Annotated in this window: 18 protein-coding genes; 13 read left to right on the top strand and 5 right to left on the bottom strand. The window is 71.5% G+C overall.

What is annotated here, in order from left to right; translation table 11 throughout:
- Positions 1-226: 226 nt before the first annotated feature.
- Complete coding sequence (locus ACFWWR_RS09800; RefSeq protein WP_383871395.1) at positions 227-769, bottom strand: 2-oxo-4-hydroxy-4-carboxy-5-ureidoimidazoline decarboxylase; 543 nt, start codon at positions 767-769, stop codon at positions 227-229.
- 224 nt (positions 770-993) lie between these two features.
- Here ACFWWR_RS09800 and ACFWWR_RS09795 point away from each other — a divergent pair, with 224 nt between their 5' ends.
- The 3 genes from ACFWWR_RS09795 (at position 994) to ACFWWR_RS09785 (ending at position 3,892) form a co-directional block, all read left to right on the top strand.
- A complete protein-coding gene (locus ACFWWR_RS09795) occupies positions 994-2,601 on the top strand; it encodes a glycoside hydrolase family 20 protein (RefSeq protein ID WP_383871565.1) in 1,608 nt (535 codons plus the stop codon).
- Between the two features lie 106 nt (positions 2,602-2,707).
- Positions 2,708-3,223, top strand: a complete 516-nt coding sequence (locus ACFWWR_RS09790; protein WP_383871398.1) for a hypothetical protein — start codon at positions 2,708-2,710, stop codon at positions 3,221-3,223.
- A 75-nt stretch (positions 3,224-3,298) separates the two neighbouring features.
- On the top strand, positions 3,299-3,892 hold the full coding sequence (locus ACFWWR_RS09785; RefSeq protein ID WP_383871400.1) for a hypothetical protein: 594 nt from the start codon (positions 3,299-3,301) through the stop codon (positions 3,890-3,892).
- A 54-nt stretch (positions 3,893-3,946) separates the two neighbouring features.
- Here the strand turns inward: ACFWWR_RS09785 and ACFWWR_RS09780 are convergent, their stop codons facing one another.
- Positions 3,947-4,441: a DUF1877 family protein gene (locus ACFWWR_RS09780; RefSeq protein WP_383871403.1), complete on the bottom strand. Its 495-nt coding sequence runs from the start codon at positions 4,439-4,441 to the stop codon at positions 3,947-3,949.
- A 174-nt stretch (positions 4,442-4,615) separates the two neighbouring features.
- On the opposite strand from ACFWWR_RS09780, the gene ACFWWR_RS09775 reads away from it, so the two are divergent.
- The gene (locus ACFWWR_RS09775; RefSeq protein ID WP_383871406.1) at positions 4,616-5,014 is read left to right on the top strand and encodes a hypothetical protein; all 399 of its coding nucleotides are present in this window, start codon (positions 4,616-4,618) and stop codon (positions 5,012-5,014) included.
- A gap of 140 nt (positions 5,015-5,154) precedes the next feature.
- Here the strand turns inward: ACFWWR_RS09775 and ACFWWR_RS09770 are convergent, their stop codons facing one another.
- Positions 5,155-7,749 carry an FG-GAP-like repeat-containing protein gene (locus ACFWWR_RS09770; RefSeq protein WP_384302761.1) on the bottom strand — a complete coding sequence of 865 codons (2,595 nt, stop codon included), beginning with the start codon at positions 7,747-7,749 and terminating at the stop codon, positions 5,155-5,157.
- A 316-nt stretch (positions 7,750-8,065) separates the two neighbouring features.
- Here ACFWWR_RS09770 and ACFWWR_RS09765 point away from each other — a divergent pair, with 316 nt between their 5' ends.
- The 5 genes from ACFWWR_RS09765 (at position 8,066) to ACFWWR_RS09745 (ending at position 12,288) form a co-directional block, all read left to right on the top strand.
- A complete protein-coding gene (locus tag ACFWWR_RS09765; protein ID WP_384302703.1) occupies positions 8,066-8,497 on the top strand; it encodes a hypothetical protein in 432 nt (143 codons plus the stop codon).
- A 164-nt stretch (positions 8,498-8,661) separates the two neighbouring features.
- Positions 8,662-9,291 (top strand): RNA polymerase sigma factor, encoded by a 630-nt coding sequence (locus tag ACFWWR_RS09760; protein WP_384302701.1) that lies wholly within the window; start codon positions 8,662-8,664, stop codon positions 9,289-9,291.
- Positions 9,288-10,142 carry a hypothetical protein gene (locus tag ACFWWR_RS09755; protein WP_384302699.1) on the top strand — a complete coding sequence of 285 codons (855 nt, stop codon included), beginning with the start codon at positions 9,288-9,290 and terminating at the stop codon, positions 10,140-10,142. Before ACFWWR_RS09760 ends, ACFWWR_RS09755 begins: the two co-directional genes overlap by 4 nt.
- Positions 10,143-10,423: 281 nt before the next feature.
- Positions 10,424-11,086 (top strand): RNA polymerase sigma factor, encoded by a 663-nt coding sequence (locus ACFWWR_RS09750; protein WP_383871417.1) that lies wholly within the window; start codon positions 10,424-10,426, stop codon positions 11,084-11,086.
- A complete protein-coding gene (locus ACFWWR_RS09745; RefSeq protein WP_384302697.1) occupies positions 11,086-12,288 on the top strand; it encodes a hypothetical protein in 1,203 nt (400 codons plus the stop codon). Before ACFWWR_RS09750 ends, ACFWWR_RS09745 begins: the two co-directional genes overlap by 1 nt.
- A 278-nt stretch (positions 12,289-12,566) precedes the next feature.
- On the opposite strand, the gene ACFWWR_RS09740 is transcribed toward ACFWWR_RS09745, so the two are convergent.
- Entirely contained in the window at positions 12,567-13,385 is an 819-nt protein-coding gene (locus ACFWWR_RS09740) for a L,D-transpeptidase family protein (protein ID WP_384302695.1), read from the bottom strand.
- 246 nt (positions 13,386-13,631) lie between these two features.
- Here ACFWWR_RS09740 and ACFWWR_RS09735 point away from each other — a divergent pair, with 246 nt between their 5' ends.
- Both ACFWWR_RS09735 and leuE read left to right on the top strand, forming a co-directional pair.
- Complete coding sequence (locus ACFWWR_RS09735; protein WP_383871425.1) at positions 13,632-15,212, top strand: methylmalonyl-CoA mutase; 1,581 nt, start codon at positions 13,632-13,634, stop codon at positions 15,210-15,212.
- A 58-nt stretch (positions 15,213-15,270) separates the two neighbouring features.
- Positions 15,271-15,921 carry a leucine efflux protein LeuE gene (leuE, locus tag ACFWWR_RS09730; RefSeq protein WP_383871428.1) on the top strand — a complete coding sequence of 217 codons (651 nt, stop codon included), beginning with the start codon at positions 15,271-15,273 and terminating at the stop codon, positions 15,919-15,921.
- A gap of 23 nt (positions 15,922-15,944) precedes the next feature.
- Here the strand turns inward: leuE and ACFWWR_RS09725 are convergent, their stop codons facing one another.
- On the bottom strand, positions 15,945-17,060 hold the full coding sequence (locus ACFWWR_RS09725; protein WP_384302759.1) for an acyltransferase family protein: 1,116 nt from the start codon (positions 17,058-17,060) through the stop codon (positions 15,945-15,947).
- Between the two features lie 227 nt (positions 17,061-17,287).
- On the opposite strand from ACFWWR_RS09725, the gene ACFWWR_RS09720 reads away from it, so the two are divergent.
- The gene (locus tag ACFWWR_RS09720) at positions 17,288-18,757 is read left to right on the top strand and encodes a glycosyltransferase family 29 protein (RefSeq protein ID WP_383871431.1); all 1,470 of its coding nucleotides are present in this window, start codon (positions 17,288-17,290) and stop codon (positions 18,755-18,757) included.
- On the top strand, positions 18,754-21,087 hold the full coding sequence (locus tag ACFWWR_RS09715) for a glycosyltransferase (RefSeq protein ID WP_383871433.1): 2,334 nt from the start codon (positions 18,754-18,756) through the stop codon (positions 21,085-21,087). The genes ACFWWR_RS09720 and ACFWWR_RS09715 overlap by 4 nt, the downstream gene beginning before the upstream one ends.

Here is a 21,087-nt window from a genome sequence, read left to right as displayed (position 1 = left end):
ATTGGGGCCGCGCCGGCTTCTGTGTCGGACGGGCCCGGCCGGGTACGGTCCACCGGCCCCCAGCATCGTAGCGATGCGCGGCCGCTGGGCTGAGCCGGGGTCTGAGGGTGTGATCAAAGTGGCACGCGTATGGGTGAGCGTTTGCGGCTTCTGAGGAGGCATGTCCTGTTATTTGCCGGGTGCGGGCGCGTTGTGGCTGGTCGCGCCCCGCGGCGGAGCCGCCATGTCAGAGCCCCGCGCCCCCGGCCAGCTCCACCAGGCGCCCCTTGGCGAGGCGCCTCAGCTCCTCCGCGGCCACCACCCGTTCTTCCTCCGGATCGTTTGTCAATCGTGACCGGAATCCCGCCAGGACGTGGTCCAGAACCTCCCCGGGGGCCAGACCGTCGAGGCAGATGACGAACTGGTGTCCGAACCGAGCCTCGTACGCCGCGTGCGCGGCACCCAGTGCCATATGTGCGGCCCCGTACGCGTCGTCCGGCAGCGCCGGCAGTGTCTCGCCCGACAGCGCCTCCGCCAGATCCCCCGGCGTCAGGTCGTACGCCGCCTCGTCCGACGCGGCCAGGAGGGATTCCAGGTTCGGGTAGGGCCGATGGGTGACGACACGGGTGGCCCAGCGGAGGCTGCGGAGGCAGGTGAGGAGGGTCGCCAGGATCTCGTCGGCGGGAGCGGTGTTGAAGTGCTCCAGCGGGGCAGGCGAGCCGGGCGTGTCCCGGGTCTGCTCGGGCAGCGAGGGTATGGCCACTCGGCCAGGAAGGTGTGTGGGCGTCACGTGGGTTTCGGCAGAAGGTGATGTGAGAGATGTGGCGCCAGGCTATCGAGAGCGGACAACACGTGTCCGACGGATGCCCGAATTTCATCCGAACGGGAGAGTTTAGGAACGTCTGGTGACGCGCCCCTGTGCTCACAGGGCCTAGCGTGGTGGGTGTGAGTCAGCACAGGCGAAGTCAGCACAGGCGCCGGACAGCGGCGAAGAGCGCGCTGAAGCAGACGTGGGTGCTGATCGTCGCGGTGGTGGTCGTGACGGTCGCGGCCGGGGTGAGCCTCGGGCTGCTGGCCGCCGGCGGCGACGGCAGCGAGTCCGCGGGGTCGGCGCAGGGGCGGCCGTCGCAGGGCGCTTCCGCGGGCGAGGCGCCGCCCCCCTCCAAGACCCCGAGTCCCACGCCGACCCGCTCCTACCCGCTGTCGCAGACACCCCGCACCATCCCCGCAGTGCGCACCCACACCCCCGCGCGCGGTCCCGGCTGGGAGCCGGTCAAGGGCGAGCGGGTCGTGGTCAGCGACGGGGACCTGGCCGACGAGGGCCGGCTGCTCGCCGGTGAGCTCGGGCTGACGTACGCGGGCGAGAAGGACGACGTGCGCGCCGGGGACGTACGGCTGGCGCTCAACGACGACGAAGGCGCGAATCCGGAGTCGTACGCGATGACCGTGCGCGGCGGGCGGGTGACCATCAGCGGGTCCGCGGACGCGGGGGTGTTCTACGGCACGCGCACCCTCAAGCAGGAGGTGCACGCCGGTGGTACGGCCCCGGAGGGCGTCGTGCGGGACGAGCCGGCCAAGCCGGTGCGCGGATTCATGCTGGACATCGCGCGCAAGCACTTCACGGCCGACTGGATCGAGGACCGGGTCCGGGAACTCGGCGACCTGAAGTTCAACCAGCTGGGGCTGCACTTCTCCGACGACCAGGGGTTCCGGATCGAGTCCGACTCCCACCCGGAGATCGTGTCGCAGGAGCACCTGACCAAGGCGCAGGTGAAGCGGATCGTCGCCCTCGCGGCCAGTCGGCACATCACCGTGGTGCCCGAGATCGACTCGCCGGGGCACCTGGGCGCCGTGATCGCCGCGCACCCGGACCTCCAGCTGCGCAATGTGCGGGGCGTGGCGACGCGCGGGGCGGTCGACATCTCCGATCCGGACGCCGCCGAGATCGTCGACGACCTGCTGAACGAGTACGCCGGCCTCTTCCCGGGCGGCCAGTGGCACCTCGGCGGCGACGAGTACCAGGCGCTGGTGGTGTCCGACCCGGAGGCGTCCTATCCGCAGCTCGCCACCGCCGCCAGGGAGGCCTACGGCTCAGGCGCCACGGTCGAGGACCTCACCACCGGCTGGCTCAACGACCGCGCCGACACCGTCCGCGCCCACGACAAGGTCCCCCGCGCCTGGAACGACGGCTTCTTCGCCGGCACCTCCGTCCAGGCCGACAAGGACATCCAGGTCGCCTACTGGACGGGCAAGGAGATCGGGGCGCGGCTGCCGATCGCGTATCTGCGCGAGGGCCGCAAGATCATCAACTACAACGACGAGTTCCTCTACTACGTCCTCGGGCAGCCGCTGACCTTCGTCTACCCGACCGGGCAGCGGATCTACGAGCAGTGGACGCCGCTCGTCGTGCGCGGCACCCAGCCGGTGCCCGCGAAGTACGACGCCCAGATCCTCGGCGGGTCCTTCGCGGTCTGGTGCGACCTGGCGAACTCGCAGACCGAGGCGCAGGTCGCGGCCGGTGTCCGGATGCCGATCAGGGCGACCGTGCAGAAGCTGTGGGACCCGGGGCAGCCGGAGCTGTCGTGGCAGCAGTTCAAGGCGCTCGCGGACCGGCTGGGCTGAGTTCGGTTCAGGAGCCGGGGCGGATTGTTCCGTCCGGCTGCGAACGGCCGTACGAATGTGGTGTATTCGGGCGGAGCCGTACGGAGAGCAGCCGGGGGGAACCGGAATGGGTTACTGGGGGTACTTCGTCGTCGGCCGCGGGGAGCGGCCGCTCGCGGAGCTGGAGGCGCTGGCCGGCGTCAAGGGCATGTCGCCGCGGGCGTCGGCGCCGGGTGGATGGCAGGTGTGGGAGTACGCGAGCGGCGACGGTGACGTCGGGAGCATGAACGGCCTCGCCGTGGAGACCGGCGCGCCCGCGCTCTTCGGGTATGTCATGGACAGCGCGACCGTGGTCGTGGAGGCGGCGGGGCCGGAGAGCGGGGCGTGGACGACGTGTCTGGCCCGGGCGGCGATGGCCACGTATCTCGGGGCCGACCGGGAGGGGCTGACCCTGGAGGACTATTTCCTGGAGCCCCGGGACGCCGGCGAGCGGGCGGTGGCGTGGGCGGCGGAGGCGGGGCACGAGATCGCCGCCGAGCCGGTGATCGACGTGCTGACCGCGGACCCCGACCCGGCGGCGGACGTGTTGGCCGAAAACCTGTTCTTCCGGCTGCTCGACCGGCTCGGTGTGGTGCCCCTGTGACACTCCCGGGTCGTCGCGCGCAGTAAGGGGAAGTGCGGGCTCCGTGAGGGAGGACGCCTGGCGAGGGAGCGTGGGATGAGCCTGGTGGAACTGATCGCTCAGGCCGACGAGCGCGGACTGGCCGCCAGTGGGTTGGCTTGTTTGGATCGGTGCCTGCCCCTGCTGGGCGGTGACGACGAGGTGCTGAGACCGCTGTGGGCCGGCCTCGCAGACGGCGGCGAGGTCGACGACTGGGCCGCCCGCATCGCGGAGGTGCGCGGCAAGCTCGGCGACGGCGGTCCCGCCGACCTCGCCGACCTCGCCGGTCCCCCCGGGTCCCCCGGGGACGAGGCCGCGCTGCTGGCCCGACGGATGCTCGCCGCCGCGCCGGCCGAGCCGTCCGCCGCCGAGGTACGGGTGTGGGCCGACGCCTGCTCCGTCGCCTCCCTGCACATCCACCGTCTCCTCGACCCGCTGGCCGACCGGGCGTCCTCGGTCGACGCCCGCCGCGAGGGCCGTACGGAGGGCATGTCGCCCCTCGTCGCCGCCGAACTGCGCCGCCAGATCGCCGTCCTCGAACTGCTCGCCGAGTACGGCGCGGGAGGGGTACGCCGGGCGCTGGAGGTGTCCACCGAGGGGCGCCGTGTGCTGCGAGCGGTGGTGGCGCGGCGCTCCCGGCGGCGGGCCTGAGGGCCGCTCGGCCGTTCGGCCGTTCGACGGTTCAGGCGGGCTGAGCGGTACCGCTCACCGCACCAGCCACTTCACCACCGCGTCCCCGTAAAGGGCGGTCTGCGCGTAGAACGCGGTCAGGTCGCGGTGCGTGGACTCGAACATGCCCCGTGCCCCGGGCTCCGCGCCCGACCCGCCGTACCTCGGCAGCAGATCCTCGCGGGCGTCCCGCCACAGCGCCTCGAAGTCGGCCGACGCGAGGTAGTCGGCGACCCGGGCCGTCTGGGCGGCCGTCAGCACCAGGAACGGCGGATCGTCCGGCTCGGTGGCGGACACCGGGCCGCCGCCGAGGACGACGTGGGTCCGCGGGGCGTCCTCGGCGTGGTGCGGGGGAGCGCCGGCGTAGAGGAGTTCGTGACCGAGGTACCCCTTGTCGAGCACCTCTTCACGGCACCGGCCGATCCGTTCGCGCACGGTGTCCCAGTCGTCCTCGAACAGCTGTCGCAGCCAGGTCGCGCTGTTGCGCAGGGCCGAGGGCGGCACCGCGCGGAGATGGAAGTACAGGCTCATCAGAGAGAGGAGCGCACGGGAGCGGTGAACTGTCACACCCGCGCAAACCTCGTTTCTGGGGGAGTCCTGTGACCGTGTGAGGTGGCGGTGGGGCGGTCCTGCACCGGTTGCGGAAACGTCCCGGATCCGGGTGACGAAACGCCGCCCGGCCACGCTTTTCCGGGTGTGACGACTGTGACGACGCATCAGGAGACCAGGCCTTCGGCCGCGGCGAAGCCCGTGCGGTGGGCGGCGGACGTGGTGGCGACCCTGCGTGAGGGGGCGCGGCTGCGGCTCGACTACTCGGCGCAGAGTCTGTGGAGCGTCGACCGGATGATCGGCGAGATGCGGCGCGACGGGGCGCCGTACGCCGCCGTGGACACGGTGCTGCGCGGGCTCGGGGCGTACGCCGGTGAGGTGATCGCCCGCCAGACCGGTGCCGAGTGGTGGACGACGGGCGGCGACCACTGGATCCGCACCCCCGACGGTCGCCTGTGGGACCCGATCGACGAGGCCCGCCGGTGCTTCGCGGGGGACGACGGGTCGCTGCGGCTGCTGTGCCGGGACGCGACGACGGCGGCGAGCACGTCGTAGTCACTCGTACTGGTGCGGTGGCCCGGACGGCCGGGGTCGACGTACAGCGCCTGGAAACCTCGCGCTGATCGGCAGGGCGCTCTACCCGGCCTGCGGTTGCTCCGAGGCCGGGTAGAGCGCCCGCGTTCGCCGGGGGCGGATTACGGCGTCAGGGTCTGGCCGAGGCGGCCGTCGGTCGGAGTGCCGAGGGTGGTCTTGCTGTAGATGACGGAGTCGGCGTAGCCGAGGCCCGTGCTGTTGCTCGGCACGTGGAGGAGGATCCCGTCGGTGCCGTCCTCGCCGTCCGCGCCGAGAGCCAGGTCCGCGCGGCCGTGGCCGGACAGGTCGGACAGGGACACGGACGAGCCGAACCGGTCGCCGGTCTCCGTGGCGCCGGGGATGCCGGACGTGTCCTGCGAGACGCCGACCGAGCCGGAGCCGGTGAGGCCGGAGACGCTGCCCCTGACCAGGATCGCGTTGCCCGCGTCGGCGCGGTTGACGCCGTCGCGGGTGAGGTCCTCGCCGGGGGCGCCGGCGAGGACGTCGGCGTAACCGTCGGCGTTGTAGTCGCCGACCGAGACCGAGGTGCCGAGGGCGTCGCCGGACTCGTTGCCGCCCGGGACGCCCGTCGTGTCCTGGTGGACGGTCGTCATGCCGGTGGTGGTGAAGCCGGTCGACGTGCCGGGGACCATGGTGATCTGGCCGCCCGAGATGCCGCCGGACTCGGAGGCGACCGGCTGGCCGATGACGATGTCGTCGTAGCCGTTGCCGTTCACGTCGCCCGCGGCGATGGAGCGGCCGCCCCGGACGGAGATGACCCCGGCCTTGGTCAGGCCGGTCGCCGAGCCCGCGAAGCGGACCACACGGCCGATGCCGCCGGTGTCGCGGTAGTTGAGGGCGACGTCCGCGTAGCCGTCCCGGTTGAAGTCGCCGGTCGCCGCGTCCAGGTAGGCGACGGAGCCGGTGGCGGAGGTGAGCGCGCCGTACTGGTACCTGCCGCTGCCCAGCCGGACGTTCCAGTTGCCGCCCTTGCCCGTGCCGGCCGCGAAGACGTCCGCCTTGCCGTCGCCGTTGAAGTCGCCGACGGTGACGGCGGAGCCGAGCCTGGCGCCGGCCGGCGTGATCCCCGAGGTGCTGTACGAGAAGCCGGTGTCGAGGGCCGGGCCGTACATGACCGCGACCGAGCCGCGGTCGGTGCCGCTGGTGTCGTCCTCGCCGGGGGTGCCGACGGCGAGGTCGGCGTAGCCGTCACCGTTGACGTCGCCCCAGGCGGTGGAGGTGCCGAAGGCGTCACCGGACTCGGTGGCGCCGGGGACGCCGGGGCTGTTCTGGGTGAGCGTGATCTTCGCGGCGGGGACCGGGCCGTCGACGCCGCCGGGGATCACCTTGACCGAGTTCGCCTTGGGGACACCCGCGACCAGGTCCGTGACGCCGTCCCGGTCGTAGTCGGAGGTGGCCAGGGCGTGCGAGATGCCCGGGGTCTTGGCGACCTGGGCGATTCGGGTGAGCTTGGAGTAGAGGTTCGCGCCGGGGCAGGCCGTGGCGTTGGTGTCCCGGTGGCCGAAGACGCGCGGCAGGGTGATCGACTGGCCCTTCGGGACCTTGTTGCCGTCGACGTTCAGGTCCGAGCCCGAGGTCAGCGTCACCTTGCCGGTCGGGTCGATGCCGTACATCCCGAACTTCCACGCCACGATCCGGGAGATCGCGTCGAGCGCGGCCCGGCTGGGCTGGGCCGTCTCGAAGTTGCCGATGTACGAGATGCCGACGGTGTTGGTGTTGAAGCCGATGTCGTGCGCGCCGACCACCGGCAGGTCCATGCCGCCGCTGCGGCCCTCGAAGATCTGCCCGCACCGGTCGACGACGAAGTTGTAGCCGATGTCGTAGTAGCCGCGGGCGAAGTGGTCCTGCTGGATGGACCGCAGCCGGGCGGCGGACTCGGCGCAGGAGAGGGTGTTGTCGCTGTCCACGCCGGTGTGGTGGACGACGGCGGCCTTGATCTCGGTGCCGTAGGTCGGCGTGCCGTCGTAGTCCGTCGAGGCACCCCACTGGGCCTGCGTGATGATCGGTGGCTTGACGACCGTCGAGGGACGCGGGGCGGGGACGGTGGCGGTGGGGGACGGGGAGGCCGAGGCCGACGGGGACGCCGGGACGGATGCGGAGGGCGTCGCCGAGTCGGAGGGCGTCACGGTCGCCGTGGGAGAGGAGTCGGTGGGCGGCACCGTCGCCGTGGGTGAGTCGGTCGGCGTCGGGGAATCGGTCGCCCCGGGAGAGCCGGTCGCCGCCGGGGTCTCCGCCGCGAACGCGGCCGGCTCCAGGTCAGAGGCGACGCTCCGCTTCGGGTCGGTCCCCGGATCCAGCAGCTTCACGTCCATGCCGGCCGGCTGGCCGCCCGCCTCCGTGCCGTCCGCCTTCACGATCCGCACCTCGACGCCGTCGGAGTCGCCGGTCCACACCGAGGTCGTACCGCCGCGCACCGCGGCCCCTTCGCGCTCGGCGCCGTCGGCCTGGTTCGGCTCGTTGTCCAGCCTCTGCCAGCCGGACCACTCGCCGGTCGTCAGGTCACGGGTGCGCACCTCGGGAGTGCCCTTGGCGTTCGCGGCGGGGTCGTCCCAGGTCACCAGCACCGCGCTGAAACGGTCCGTCTCCCGTTTGGCCAGGCCCCTGCGGCCTCCGCCCTCGTCCCGGAGCTTCAGCGTGTGCACGGCCGGCGCGCGGCCCTGGCCCTTGGCGTCGGACCGCGCGGGCTGATCGGCCATCGCGTACGTGACGACGCCCGCGCCGCTCAGGACGACGGCTCCGACCGTCAGCCAGGCTCTGCGCCGAAGGCTCAGCGGTCTGTACGCATGGGACTTGCGAGGACTCAACTACCCCACCCCTAAAAAAGGTCACGAGAACACCACCTGTCACACAGGTCGCACTTACACAGCGCACCTGTCAGGTCGGACGTCACCTGACCTCGCCGGAAAGGGGGAGACGTAAGTGACGGGTGATGTTTGTGGGGTGCTGGCCGCTTGGTCAGTAGGGGGGAGCGCCGAAGGCGGGCGCTCTTGATACCGGGCAAGGGGGGCCTCTATGGACAAGATGGACGAACGTCTGGTGCGCGCGAGGGACATGCGGCCGTACGCGACGGCCTTCGTCGCCCGCGTCACCGCACGCAACCGACTGCCGCTGGACTACTCGGTGGCCAGCCTGCGGGTCGTCGACTTCCTGATCGACGGGCTGCGCAAGGGCGGCGCCGACCGGGAGCGGGCACGCGAGACGCTGCTCGGGCTCGGGGCGTACGTCGGTGAGGTGCTGGTGCGCCGCGCGGGGGCGGTGTGGGTGGACCTCGACGCCGACCAGCGCACGTACTTCGCCCAGCCGGTCGGCGTACGCATGCCGGACGGCCGTGTCTGGAACCCGCTCGGCAAGGTGCACAACCGTTTCGACGCCGGCGACCCCCAGGATTCGCTGCGGACCTTCTATCTCACGCTGCACGGACGGGCGCGCCGGGCGGTGGTGTGACCGTGCGCCCCGGTGGTCCGGTGGTGCTGAGCACCGTGGGGCCCACCAGCGGCTGTGACACTTCCGTCAGGTGCGGCGCTGATCACCGTGGGGGACGTGGGAAAGGGCAGCCGGATCGGCAGTGTGCGGATCCGCCGCCGACCGGGTACGGACGAGGACGGTTCTTGGGCCAAGGAGGGGAACCCCGCCGAGTGCAGGCGTACGACGGGGAACTGGGCGCGGCCGTCGCGCGGGCCCAGCAGGGTGACGAGGCCGCCTTCGCGGTCGCCTACCGGCTGGTGCAGCCCGGCCTGCTCGGGTACGTGCGCGGGCTCGTGGGCGACGACGCCGAGGACGTGGCGTCCGACGCCTGGCTGGAGATCTCCCGGGATCTCGGCCGGTTCAAGGGCGACGGGGCCGGGTTCCGCGGCTGGAGCGCGACCATCGCCCGGCACCGGGCGCTGGACCATCTGCGCCGCCAGAAGGTACGGCCCCGGCCGACGGCGCTCGAACAGGACGTACTGGATCTGCCAGCTTCGCACAGCACGCACGACCAGGCGCTGGAGTCCATCTCCACGGAGTACGCCCTGGAACTGGTCCGCGGTCTGCCGCGCGACCAGGCCGAGGCCGTCCTGCTGCGGGTCGTCGTCGGTCTCGACGGCCCCGCCGCCGCCCGGGTCCTCGGCAAGCGGCCGGGCGCGGTGCGGACCGCGGCGTACCGCGGGCTGAAGCGGCTGGCCCGCCAGCTGGGCGGCGAGGACGCGCGCGAAGGTGTGACGGATGAAGGCCCCCGGACGCTGGGGGAGTCGACATGACGGGCGACGGTGACGACAGGACGCCGACCGGACCGGACGCTCCGGTCAGGCGGAACGGCCCGCACGGGCCGGACGGGAACGGACACGGTATGGGTGAGCGGCAGAACGGCAGCGGGGCTCCCGACCGCCGACGCGTACGCCCCGACGATCGGGTGCCGAGCGGTGCCACGGCCGACCCCGCCGCGTTGGAGACCCTGCTCGCCGCCGCCATCCGCGGGCGCGGCGTCGACGCCGAGGCCGAGCAGCGGGCCGTGGCCGCCTTCCGGGCCGCCCGGGACGCGGGTGCGCACCGGACGCGTACCCGGCGCCGGGACGACTGGCGACCCCGGGAGCAGCGGCGGGCGGCTCGTTCGCTGAAGACCACGCTGTCCGTGTTCGTCGCCAGTCTCACGCTGGGCGGTGTCGCGGTCGCCGCGATCGGCACGGTCGGCTCCTCCTCGGGCGGCGCCGACGACGGGCGGGGCCGTGCCCACGCCTCCGCGAGCACGGAGGCCCGGCCGGGCGGCCCGTCCGCCGCACCGAGTTCCGGCCGATCCGGGCGCCCGGACGCCGCGCAGGACACCGAGGCCCACTGCCGTGCGTACGAGCAGGTCAGCGGCCGGGGCGAGGCGCTCAACTCGACGGCCTGGCGGCGGCTGCTCGCGGCCGCGGGCGGCGAGGCGAACGTGCGTGCCTACTGTGCGGAGAAGCTGGCGCGGGCGACGGCCGAGAGCAAACCGGGAAAGACGGTCAGGCCGAGCAGGACCGCGAAGACTCCCAAGCCCGCCGAGCCCGCCGCCCCCGCCGAGACGGGCGCAGGCTCCGGCAACAGTCAGGAAAAGGCCGACAAGGCCAAAGAGAAGAAGAACTAGCCGCCGCGGCAACGGCCGGGGCCGCCACCCCCCACAGGAGAGGCCCCGGCCGTCGCGCGGCACGGGCCGCGCGGCGGCCCGTATTTCCTACAGCGCCAGGACTGCGTTTTCTGTCACACCCCGCCCGGTCCCTCGCGGCAACAGAGGGTGGTCGCATGTTGTACGGACATGGACGAGCAGCGGTTTCAGGTCGTAACGTGCCTTTCGCGCCGGGCGCGGAAGTTGCATGATCACCGCAACCATCGGCGGTTCGAAGCCGCGACCATCGACCGAGGAACAGTGTGCTGGGGGACGACGCGGAGCTGACGGCCGCCGTGCTTGCTGCACAGGACGGGAACGAGACCGCGTTCCGGACTGTGTACCGCACGGTGCACCCGCGGTTGCTCGGGTACGTGAGGACGCTGGTCGGCGATCCCGACGCCGAGGACGTGGCGTCCGAGGCGTGGCTGCAGATAGCCCGTGACCTGGAGCGGTTCAGCGGCGACGCGGACCGTTTCCGCGGCTGGGCCGCGCGGATAGCCAGGAACCGCGCGCTGGACCACATACGCATGCGCGGCCGCCGCCCCGCCGTCGGCGGCGACGAGACCGAGCTGACCGGCAGGGCCGCCGAGTCCGACACCGCGGGCGAGGCCATGGAGGCCCTGGCCACCGACAGCACCCTCTCCCTCATCGCCCGGCTGCCGCAGGACCAGGCCGAGGCGGTCGTCCTGCGGGTGGTCGTGGGTCTGGACGCGAAGACCGCCGCCGAGACGCTCGGCAAGCGGCCGGGAGCCGTACGGACGGCCGCGCACCGCGGTCTGAAACGGCTCGCGGAACTCCTCGACGGCGATCCGGAATCGGCGGGCGCGCTCGACGCCCTGCCGCCCCAGCGAGAACCGCGCGGACGCGCGGTGACGTCCGCGAGTGTGACGGATACGCGTGCGCGGACGCAGAAGGACATGTGATGGCCGACGAGCGCTGTGTCTTCCCGGAGGACGCGGAGTCCTCCGACGGCTCCGCCGCGGCCCGGACCCCCGACCGGTGGCTGGACCGCGAAACGGCGGAGCGTCTGCTGCGCGGGGAGTCCCTCGACGCGGTCGACGTGGCAGACCGCGACCAGGCCGAACGGCTCGCCAAGACCCTCGGCGCGCTCAGCGTGGACCCGCCGGCCGATACCGAACTCCCCGGTGAGGCCGCCGCGTTGGCCGCTTTCCGCCAGGCGCGCACGGACCGCGTGGACGACTGGGTCGGCGAGCGGGCCGGTGAACGGGCCGGAGAACGGGCCGACGCGCGGGGGGCCGATGCGCGGGCCTCACTGGGCCGGCGCTCCCGCGGCCGCGGCTCCGACGCCGGGCTCGTCCGCATCGGCGGCCCGGACCCGGACGCCCCGCCCCGTCGCCGGGCCCGCCCCGTGCACTTCGGGCTGGCCGCCGCGCTGGCCGTCGGCATGGTGGGCGGGGTCGCCGTCGCGGCCGGAACCGGAGCGCTGCCGTTCGGCGAATCCGAACCGGAACCCGCCGCCTCCGTCTCGGCCGCGGTGACACCGGACCACCCGAGGGCGACCGACTCGCCGAACGCCCCCGAGAGCGGGACCACCCCGGACGGCGCCACCGGCGACACCGGGCAGGGCTCCTCGCGCGACACCGCGCGCGGCGGCTCGGCCACGCCGGACGACGGATCCGGCGCCGACGGCCGGCCGCCCCGCTCCGGCGACGCGTGGAGCGGGGCCGCCTCGGCGTGCCGTGCCGTGCGCGACGGCGAGGAGCTCAGCGCCGACCGCAGGCGCACCCTGGAGGCCGCGGCAGGCGGCCCCGCGCGGGTGTGGAAGTACTGCAAGGGCGTGCTGACCGCCGGCTCCTCCGACGAGGACGCCACCAACGGCGGCAAGGGCGGCAAGGGCGCCAAGCGCGATCAGGACGGCGAGAACGGCCAGAACGGCCAAGAAGACAACGAAGTCAAGGACGACCGGGGCGGCAAGGGCGAGGGGTACACCGGCGGCCAGGACGGCTCCGGCGACCACTCCTCCGGCGGCAACCACCACGACTCGAACGGCGGCTTCAGCACGCCGTCGGCATCCGCGTCCACCGCGTCCACCACGCCGCTCGCGCCGACGCGGGCGACGACCTCGTACGGGCCGACGCCCAGCCCGACGTACACCGCGCTCTGATCGCGACAAGTCCTGCCGGGACCTGTCTGCCGAGACCCCGCTGACCTGCGATTTCGTGAGCCGCGCTGACTTCGTCGAAATAGTTCGGCGGTGGGTGTGACGTTTTTGGCCGCCGTAGCGCAGTAATGAGTGTGCCGACTGGTCATCGGCCGTAGCACAGAGCCGGGGTTCCCCCCGTACTCACGGCTCGTGCACCTTGGCGCGGGCGGGGCACGTTCCCCCGGTCCCGCCCGCGCCCCGCACGTCTCTCCTTCTCGCGCTTCCGTCTCTCTCGCGCGTCACCAGTGGACGACGACCTTGTCCCCGTTCCTCACCTGCGCGAACAGATCCGCGATGGCCGGCTCGTCCCGTACGTTGACGCAGCCGTGCGAGGCGCCGGCGTATCCGCGGGCCGCGAAGTCGGACGAGTAGTGCACGGCCTGGCCGCCGCTGAAGAACATCGCGTACGGCATCGGCGAGTCGTACAGCGTCGACACGTGGTGGCGGGACTTCCAGTAGACGCTGAAGACGCCTTCGCGGGTGGGCGTGTACTGCGAGCCGAAGCGGACCGAGACCGTGGTGACCGTCCGCCCGTCGACCATCCAGCGCAGGGTCCGGCTGGTCTTGCTGATGCACATCACCCGCCCGGTCAGACAGCGCGGATCCGGTGCGTCGGCCGGCTGGCCGCCCATCAGGTAGAGGTCCCACTGGCCCGGCTCACGCGTCATCTTCAGCAGCCGCTGCCAGGTGACCGTGTCGGTCTCGCCGGTCTTCGGCAGCCCGCGCTTGCCCTGGAAGCCCCTGACCGCCTGCTCGGTCAGGTCGTCGTACGACCCCGTCGGCCCGTCGAAGAGCCAGGCCACCTGCCGCAGCCGGGCCTGGAGCTCACGCACGTCCCGGCCGGAGTCGCCTTTCGACCAGAGGACTTCGGGCGCGGGCTCGCTCTTCCTCGTGGTGGGCGTCGAGCTCGGCTTGTCGTCCGCCGGGGTGGCCGAGGGGCTCTTGTCGGGGACCTCTATGCGCACCGGCGAGCGCTGCTTGCCGTCCCCGTCGGCTGCCTGCACCGTGCAACCGCTCAGCACGGCCACGGCCAGCAGTGCGGCGAACCGTCTCCCCATGCCCTCAGTACGCAAGCGGACCCCCGTCGTCTCACGGATGTGCACCGATGCCACCTGAGATGTCTGCCCCCGGATGACTGGTTGCGAACGGCGCGGCATTGTTGTGACCGGGACCTCAAAAGTGCTGTGAGCAAGGTCCCAGCGTGCTCCCCTCCACCGGGTGCACGCCCACCGCTACAGTCCGTCGAAGGGTCGGACCGTACCAGTTGGTAACCGGCGAGTAACCTCAGCGGGAGGCAAGACACCATGGCGCGCGAGTCGGAGTCCGGACTGCCCATCGAGCCGGTGTACGGGCCGGATGCCCTGGCGGGCTGGGACCCGGCCGAGAAGCTGGGGGAGCCGGGGGCCTACCCCTTCACCCGCGGTGTCTACCCGTCGATGTACACCGGCCGCCCCTGGACCATGCGCCAGTACGCCGGTTTCGGTACGGCGACCGAGTCCAACGCCCGCTACAAGCAGCTGATCGCCAACGGCACCATGGGTCTGTCGGTCGCCTTCGACCTGCCCACCCAGATGGGCCACGACTCCGACGCGCCGATCTCGAGCGGCGAGGTCGGCAAGGTGGGCGTGGCGATCGACTCGGTCGAGGACATGCGGGTGCTTTTCGGCGGGATCCCGCTGGACAAGGTGTCGACGTCGATGACGATCAACGCCCCGGCGGCCCTGCTGCTGCTGATGTACCAGCTGGTGGGCGAGGAGCAGGGCGTCACCGCCTCCCAGCTCACGGGCACGATCCAGAACGACGTGCTGAAGGAGTACATCGCGCGCGGGACGTACATCTTCCCCCCGAAGCCCTCCCTGCGCCTGATCGCGGACATCTTCAAGTACTGCAAGGCCGAGATCCCGAAGTGGAACACCATCTCGATCTCCGGCTACCACATGGCGGAGGCGGGCGCCTCTCCCGCGCAGGAGATCGCGTTCACCCTCGCGGACGGCATCGAGTACGTCCGCACGGCCGTCGCGGCCGGCATGGACGTCGACGACTTCGCGCCCCGCCTGTCCTTCTTCTTCGTGGCCCGGACGACCATCCTGGAGGAGGTCGCCAAGTTCCGTGCCGCACGCCGGATCTGGGCGAAGGTGATGCGGGAGGAGTTCGGCGCGAAGAACCCCAAGTCGCTGATGCTGCGCTTCCACACGCAGACGGCCGGGGTGCAGCTGACGGCCCAGCAGCCCGAGGTGAACCTGGTCCGCGTCGCCGTCCAGGGACTGGCCGCGGTGCTGGGCGGTACGCAGTCGCTGCACACCAACTCCTTCGACGAGGCCATCGCGCTGCCGACCGACAAGAGCGCGCGGCTGGCGCTGCGCACCCAGCAGGTGCTGGCCTACGAGACCGACGTGACGGCGACGGTCGACCCCTTCGCCGGGTCGTACGTCGTCGAGAAGATGACCGACGAGGTGGAGGCGGCGGCCATCGAGCTGATGGCCAAGGTCGAGGAGCTCGGCGGCGCGGTCTCGGCCATCGAACACGGCTTCCAGAAGGGCGAGATCGAGCGCAGCGCCTACCGCATCGCCCAGGAGACCGACTCCGGCGAACGCGTCGTCGTCGGCGTCAACCGCTACCAGCTCGACACGGAGGAGCCCTACGAGCCGCTCCGCGTCGACCCCGCGATCGAGGCGCAGCAGGCGGAGCGGCTGGCGAAGCTGCGGGCGGAGCGGGACCAGGCGGCGGTGGACTCGGCTCTGGCTGCCCTGAAGAAGGCCGCCGAGGGCGAGGACAACGTCCTCTATCCGATGAAGGACGCGCTGCGGGCCCGGGCGACGGTGGGCGAGGTCTGCAACGCGCTGCGCGAGATCTGGGGGACCTACGTGCCCTCGGACGCCTTCTGAGCAGCGGTTTCACCCTGACCTGAGGGGAGTGTCGTACCTGCGTGCGACACTCCTTCTCATGTTCGGAGTCATCGATCTCTCCACCTATCTGGCAGGACTCGTCCTGATCGTCCTGCTGCCCGGTCCCAACTCCCTGTACGTCCTCTCCGTCGCCGCCCGGCGCGGGGTGCGGGCCGGGTACACGGCCGCGGCCGGGGTCTGGTGCGGGGACGCCGTGCTGATGACCCTGTCGGCGGCCGGGGTCGCCTCGCTGCTCCAGGCGAACGCCGTGCTGTTCGGGATCGTGAAGTACGCCGGGGCCGGGTATCTGACGTGGCTGGCGATCGGGATGCTGCGGGCCGCGTGGGGGATGTGGCGGGACCGGCGGGAGAGGGCCACCGTCGAGGACGCCTCCGCTGCCGTCGCCGACGAGCGGCCGTATCGCAGGGCACTGGTCATCAGTCTGTTCAACCCCAAGGCGATCCTGTTCTTCGTCGCCTTCTTCGTGCAGTTCGTCGACCCGGGATATGCCTACCCGGCGCTCTCTTTCGTCGTCCTCGGCACGTTCGCCCAGCTGGCCAGCTTCCTGTATCTCAGCGCGCTGATATTCGGTGGGACCAAGCTGGCGGCGGCGTTCCGGCGTCGTAAGCGGCTGTCGGCGGGGGCCACTTCGGCCGCGGGGGCGTTGTTCCTGGGGTTCGCGGTGAAGTTGTCGTTGGCGAGTTCGTGACGGAGAAGGCCGGCGCGCCGACCTCAGCGCACCCTGGCCAGCGCCGCCCGCAGTCTCGGCGTCAACGGCTTCTCCACATACCGGTTCAGCAGCCACGCCAGCAGCAGCATCGAGGCGACGGTCAGCGCGAAGGTCTCCGCCGACGGCAGGCCGAGGCTGATGTGCAGGGCGTGGATCACCACCCAGCCGAGGTGCTCGTGGACGAGGTAGAAGGGGTAGGTCAGCGCCCCCGCGACCGTCAGCCAGCGCCAGTCGGCCCAGTTCAGCCAGCCGAGCGCGATCGCCGCGACCGCCACGAACCCGAAGGCGACGACGAGGACGATGCCGAGCGAGGTGCGGTGGGCGAAGGCGTTCGGGTCGGACGCGTTCCACAGGCTGCGCACCGCGTAGTGCTGCCCGATCAGGAAGCTCACCGCCACGATGCCCCAGCCGTAGACGTCCCGCCGGTCGCGGTGGACGAGGTAGAGGCCGACACCGCCGATGAAGAAGGGGGCGTACTCGGGCATCAGCACGACGTCCAGCAGCGGCTGGTGGGCGGCCTGCGTGAGCGCCGCCGCCAGCGTCCAGCTCGCGCAGAAGAGGATCACGCGCCGCCGCGAGGCCCCGGGCAGGACGACACACAGCGCGAACAGCGCGTAGAAGCGGACCTCCGCCCACAGCGTCCAGCACACGCCCAGCACCCGGTCGACGCCCAACGGCTGTTGCAGCATGGTCAGGTTGACCAGGGTGTCGCTCGGTGACAGCGCCGCGTAGGCGACCATCGGCAGCGCGAACACGGCGGACACGAGCAGGACCGCCGCCCAGTAGGCGGGCAGCAGCCGTGCGGCGCGGGAGGCGAAGAACGACTTCAGGGGCCGGCCCCAGCCGCTCATGCAGATCACGAATCCGCTGATCACGAAAAAGACCTGGACACCGAGGCAGCCGTACGCGAAATAGCCGTGCAGGGTGGGGAACTGCTCTTTCGGTGAACTTCCCCAGGCCCGGGTGATCTCGCCGCCCCGGCCGCCGTAGTGATAGGCCGCCACCATCAGCGCCGCGATCAGCCGCAGTCCGTCGAGGGCGCGCAGCCGGGATTCCCGGCGGGCCGGCCGATCCGGCCGAGGGGGTGCGGGCGCGTCGGGCACCGGCCTGACGGACATGCTGGTCACGAAATTCCCCTTGGTCGACGCGCGGGCACTCCTGAGGTACTCGCGGCACATTAGTCCGAATCACAGGGATGTCGTGGTCCGCGGGGTGACGGTTGTCCGGGTGGTCTCTGCGAATTCACCTGGACTTCGCCTTCGTTTCCTAACTTTCTCTCAACCTCCCCCACGGGCCGATAAAGAGCGAATCGCGCAACATAGCTGCGGCAAAATTCAGGAGTGCCATGACGAGGGTCCAGAACAGACGGGCACGTGTGCGCGGAGGGGGGCTGGACGACTGCTTGCGCGCCTGCGCGGCGCACAGCGGCAAACTCGTCGGCAGCATCGACCGACGCCGCGTGGAACTCGCCGAGCAACTGCGGAAGTTGCTGGTCGTGTGGGGCACCACCTCGACCGTCGCCCCCGCACCCGCCCCGGCCGGTGCCACCGCTCTGCTCAAGCGGGCGGTCAAGGGCGCCGCGACGCCTTCCGCCGGCATCGGCAACGAACTCCTCGACGCCCTGCTCGCCGTCGCCAACAAGGCGCTGGAGTGCGGCTACGACGACGAGTTGAACCTCGCGCTGGTCATCAGCGACACCGTCCTCGCCCAGCGCAAGAACTCCCGGGCCGGCTGGCGACTGCGCGCCCGCCTCCTGGAGGCCCTCGGTGAGGACAAGGAGGCGGTGGAGGCGTACGAGCGGTATCTCGCCCTCACCGAGGACGACGGCTTCGGCGTCCGCGCCCGCATCACCGGTATGCGCACCGCGGGGGAGAGGGAGCGGGAGCTGCTGAGCCTGCTCCGCCGCCAGTGCCCGCGCGCCGAACAGTTCGCCCGCGGCCCCGCCACCGACCTCTGGGCCGAGGGTCTTGCCGCGCACGCCGTCGGTGACTGGCAGGCCGCCGAGCCCCGGCTCGTGGGAGCGCTCCTGTGCCTCGCCGCCGAGGATGCCCCGGCCACCGACCGGCAGGAACTCATCAGCCAGTACCTCGACCTGCGCATCGCCGAGTCCACCGAGAGCGGGGACCTGCCCGCGCTCACCGAGGCGATCGCCCTCTACGCCGAGCAGCGCCGCACCCGGATGCGCGGCCCGGTCGACGACCCCACCGTCGGCGGGGTGCAGTGGATCAGCCTCGGCGAGTTCCGTAACCGGATCGCCGGAAAATCGGTCTGCCTGATCGCCAACTCGGGGCGGGTCGGCGCCAGTTCGATGGGCGCGGAGATCGACGCGTACGACCTCGTGGTGCGCTTCAACTCGTACCGGATCGACCCGAAGCACACCGGCAGCCGTACCGACATCCACGCCACGATCCACAAGCACGGCTTCAACTGGGACAAGCGGGTCGACACCCGGCTCGTCTTCGGCGGCGTCTCCGGCGACTGGAAGCACTCGCTGCGCAACCGCCTGGTCCCCGGCGCCCAGACCCACCTCGGCGACGAGTCCCTGCGCTGGCCCGTGCGCAACATCGGCAAGCTCGGCACCGACGTCTGGTCGGGCATCCCGACCACCGGCTTCAACATGCTGTTCCTGCTGGACTTCCTCGACGTCAGTCCGACCCTCGACCTGATCGGCTTCGACTTCTACGAGAGCGGCGCCTACCGCGTCCAGGAAGCGATGAAGCTGGCCATCACCTCCGTGCACGAATACACCAGCGAGAAGGCATGGGTCATGCAGCGGGCCCAGAGCGTGACCGACATGAGGATCTCCCTGCGATGACCACGACCTCCCTGACCGGGGCCGCCGCGCCCCTGGCCCCGGCGACCGACGCGCACGCCCTCACCGGCAAGCGCCGCATCGCCTTCGCGAGCTACGTCGACGAGAACTACCTTCCCGGCTTCCTCGTCCTGCTGCGCAGCCTCGCCCTGTCCAACCCGGGCGTGTGCGAGGACTTCGTCGTCCTCTACGACGACCTGCGCCCCGGCTCCATCGCGAAGATCCGCGACCTGCACCCGCGCATCGTGCTGCGCCGCGTGAACGCCGAGCACTACGACTCGTACAAGAAGGGCGACCAGGACAACTACCTGGTCCGCAAGGCGTACTTCATCCTCGACGTCTTCCGCCTGCGCGAGTACGACACCGTCATCACCCTCGACACCGACATGGTCGTCCTCGGTGACCTCAGTGAACTGCTCAGGCTGCGCGAGGGCCTCGCGGCCGTGTCGCAGTTCTTCTACGGGCAGCACAAGCTCAACTCCGGTCTGCTGGTCATCCAACGCGAGTACCTGAGCGACGAGTTCTGCGCCAAGCTGGACCGCTGCGGCCGCAGTGGCGACTACGAGCTCGACAAGCACGACCAGGGCATCCTCAACGCGGTCCTCGACGGCGACTTCATCCGCCTAGACCCGCGCTACAACTTCGTCAAGCGGCGCCTCTCCGGCGACCTTCCGGTCCCCGACGACACCGCGATCCTGCACTTCACCGGCCGCCACAAGCCGTGGCAGGGCGGCGAGGCCGGCTACAGCCAGGCCGAGGACCGCTGGCGCGAGTTCGAGCTGTCCGACGCCGACTTCCACACCGAGTACCTCGCGAAGCCGGGCGGCCTCCACCACGACCTCCTCGTCCACTACGGCACCCCGCACGTCGCCCGCACCGGGGACGTCGAGGCCGCCCGCAAGGTCGCCGCCGCGCACATCTCGACCGGCGACTACCAGGACGCCGTCGACATCCTGAGCAGCGTGCGCATCCCGCTGGACGCGGCCTGGCCGCACGAGGTGCTCGGCCACGCCCTGATGAGCGTCTCGCGCTACGACGAGGCCAAGGCCCAACTACTGCTCGCCACCGCCGCCCCCAACCGGGCCGCCACCGCCTACGCCCGCCTCGCCCAGATGGCCTGGGTGCACGGCGACAACACCGCGGCCTTCGAGTACGCCACCGCCGGTCTGTCCGTCGACATCACCCACCGCTCCAGCCGGCTGTGGGCGCAGCGCGCCTCCGGCCTGCCCTCCCAGGAGCAGGGCGCCGCCGAGGAACAGCTCGCGCACGTCGCCTTCTACATGGACCGGCAGGGCAACGCGGGCGACAAACTCCTCCCCGAGACCGTCCGCCTCGCCTTCGGCCCGGACACCGGCTCCCGCCGCTGGCACTCCGTGCACGCCCACCGCCTGTTCGACGAGGCGGCCCTGGAGCGCGTGAACTCCCGGCGCGGCCTGGTCATCGGCGGCGGCGGCCTGTTCATCCCGGACACCATGCCCAACGGCAACAGCGCCTGGCAGTGGAACGTCCCCGACGAGCTGCTGAACCGCGTCGACGTGCCGATCGCTGTCTTCGCCGTGGGCTTCAACGCCTTCGACGGCCAGTCGTACCGCGCGGGCCGGTTCCGGGAGTCGCTGCGCCTGCTCGTCGAGAAGTCGTCCTTCTTCGGGCTGCGCAACCACGGCTCGATCGAGAAGGTGCGGGCCATGATCCCGGCGCACCTGCACGACAAGGTGCGCTTCCAGCCCTGTCCCACGACGGTGATGCGCCAGCTCGTGGACGGCTGGCAGGACCCGTCGACGCGCGACGACACCATCCTGATCAACGCCGCCTACGACCGCGCGGGCCTGCGCTTCGGCCACGACTACGACTACTTCCTGGCCCAGATGGCCCAGGCGGTACGGGACCTGGGCGAGCTCGCCGAGGTGAAGTGCGTGGCGCACTCGCTCGACGACGAGAAGATCGCCTTCGACCTGCGGCGCGAGCACGGCATCTCGCTGCCCGTCATCCCGATGTACGACTTCGAGAACGACGAGATCCGCGAGCTGTACGCGCGCACCAAGCTGGTGATCGGCATGCGCGGCCACGCCGGCATGATCCCGTTCGGCGTCGGCACACCCGTCATCAGCCTGATCTCGCACCCGAAGATGGCGTACTTCCTGCGCGACATCGATCGCCCCGAGTGGGGCGTCTCCGTCCACGACCGCCACCTCGCCGCCCGCCTGGTGGAACGCTCCAAGGACCTCCTCGCCGACCACGCGGCGACCGTCGCCGACGTGCACGGCCGGCAGCAGGAGCTCTGGAAGGTCACCGAGGCGAACGCGGCCGACCTCCGCGCCATCCTGGGCGGCTGA

Origin of the sequence: Streptomyces sp. NPDC058678, assembly GCF_042714835.1 — a bacterium.
GTDB lineage: Bacteria > Actinomycetota > Actinomycetes > Streptomycetales > Streptomycetaceae > Streptomyces.
The sequence above is the reverse complement of the archived record's forward strand: the minus strand, read 5'-3'. Positions and strand labels throughout refer to the sequence as shown.

Coding starts and splice junctions, on each gene's coding strand:
- ACFWWR_RS09790 (WP_383871398.1), top strand. CDS start 2,708: ATGGGTTACTGGGGGTACTTCGTCGTCGGCCGCGGGGAGCGGCCGCTC.
- ACFWWR_RS09785 (WP_383871400.1), top strand. CDS start 3,299: ATGAGCCTGGTGGAACTGATCGCTCAGGCCGACGAGCGCGGACTGGCC.
- ACFWWR_RS09780 (WP_383871403.1), bottom strand. CDS start 4,441: ATGAGCCTGTACTTCCATCTCCGCGCGGTGCCGCCCTCGGCCCTGCGC.
- ACFWWR_RS09770 (WP_384302761.1), bottom strand. CDS start 7,749: ATGGCCGATCAGCCCGCGCGGTCCGACGCCAAGGGCCAGGGCCGCGCG.
- ACFWWR_RS09765 (WP_384302703.1), top strand. CDS start 8,066: ATGGACAAGATGGACGAACGTCTGGTGCGCGCGAGGGACATGCGGCCG.
- ACFWWR_RS09755 (WP_384302699.1), top strand. CDS start 9,288: ATGACGGGCGACGGTGACGACAGGACGCCGACCGGACCGGACGCTCCG.
- ACFWWR_RS09745 (WP_384302697.1), top strand. CDS start 11,086: ATGGCCGACGAGCGCTGTGTCTTCCCGGAGGACGCGGAGTCCTCCGAC.
- ACFWWR_RS09740 (WP_384302695.1), bottom strand. CDS start 13,385: ATGGGGAGACGGTTCGCCGCACTGCTGGCCGTGGCCGTGCTGAGCGGT.
- ACFWWR_RS09735 (WP_383871425.1), top strand. CDS start 13,632: ATGGCGCGCGAGTCGGAGTCCGGACTGCCCATCGAGCCGGTGTACGGG.
- leuE (WP_383871428.1), top strand. CDS start 15,271: ATGTTCGGAGTCATCGATCTCTCCACCTATCTGGCAGGACTCGTCCTG.
- ACFWWR_RS09725 (WP_384302759.1), bottom strand. CDS start 17,060: ATGTCCGTCAGGCCGGTGCCCGACGCGCCCGCACCCCCTCGGCCGGAT.
- ACFWWR_RS09720 (WP_383871431.1), top strand. CDS start 17,288: ATGACGAGGGTCCAGAACAGACGGGCACGTGTGCGCGGAGGGGGGCTG.
- ACFWWR_RS09715 (WP_383871433.1), top strand. CDS start 18,754: ATGACCACGACCTCCCTGACCGGGGCCGCCGCGCCCCTGGCCCCGGCG.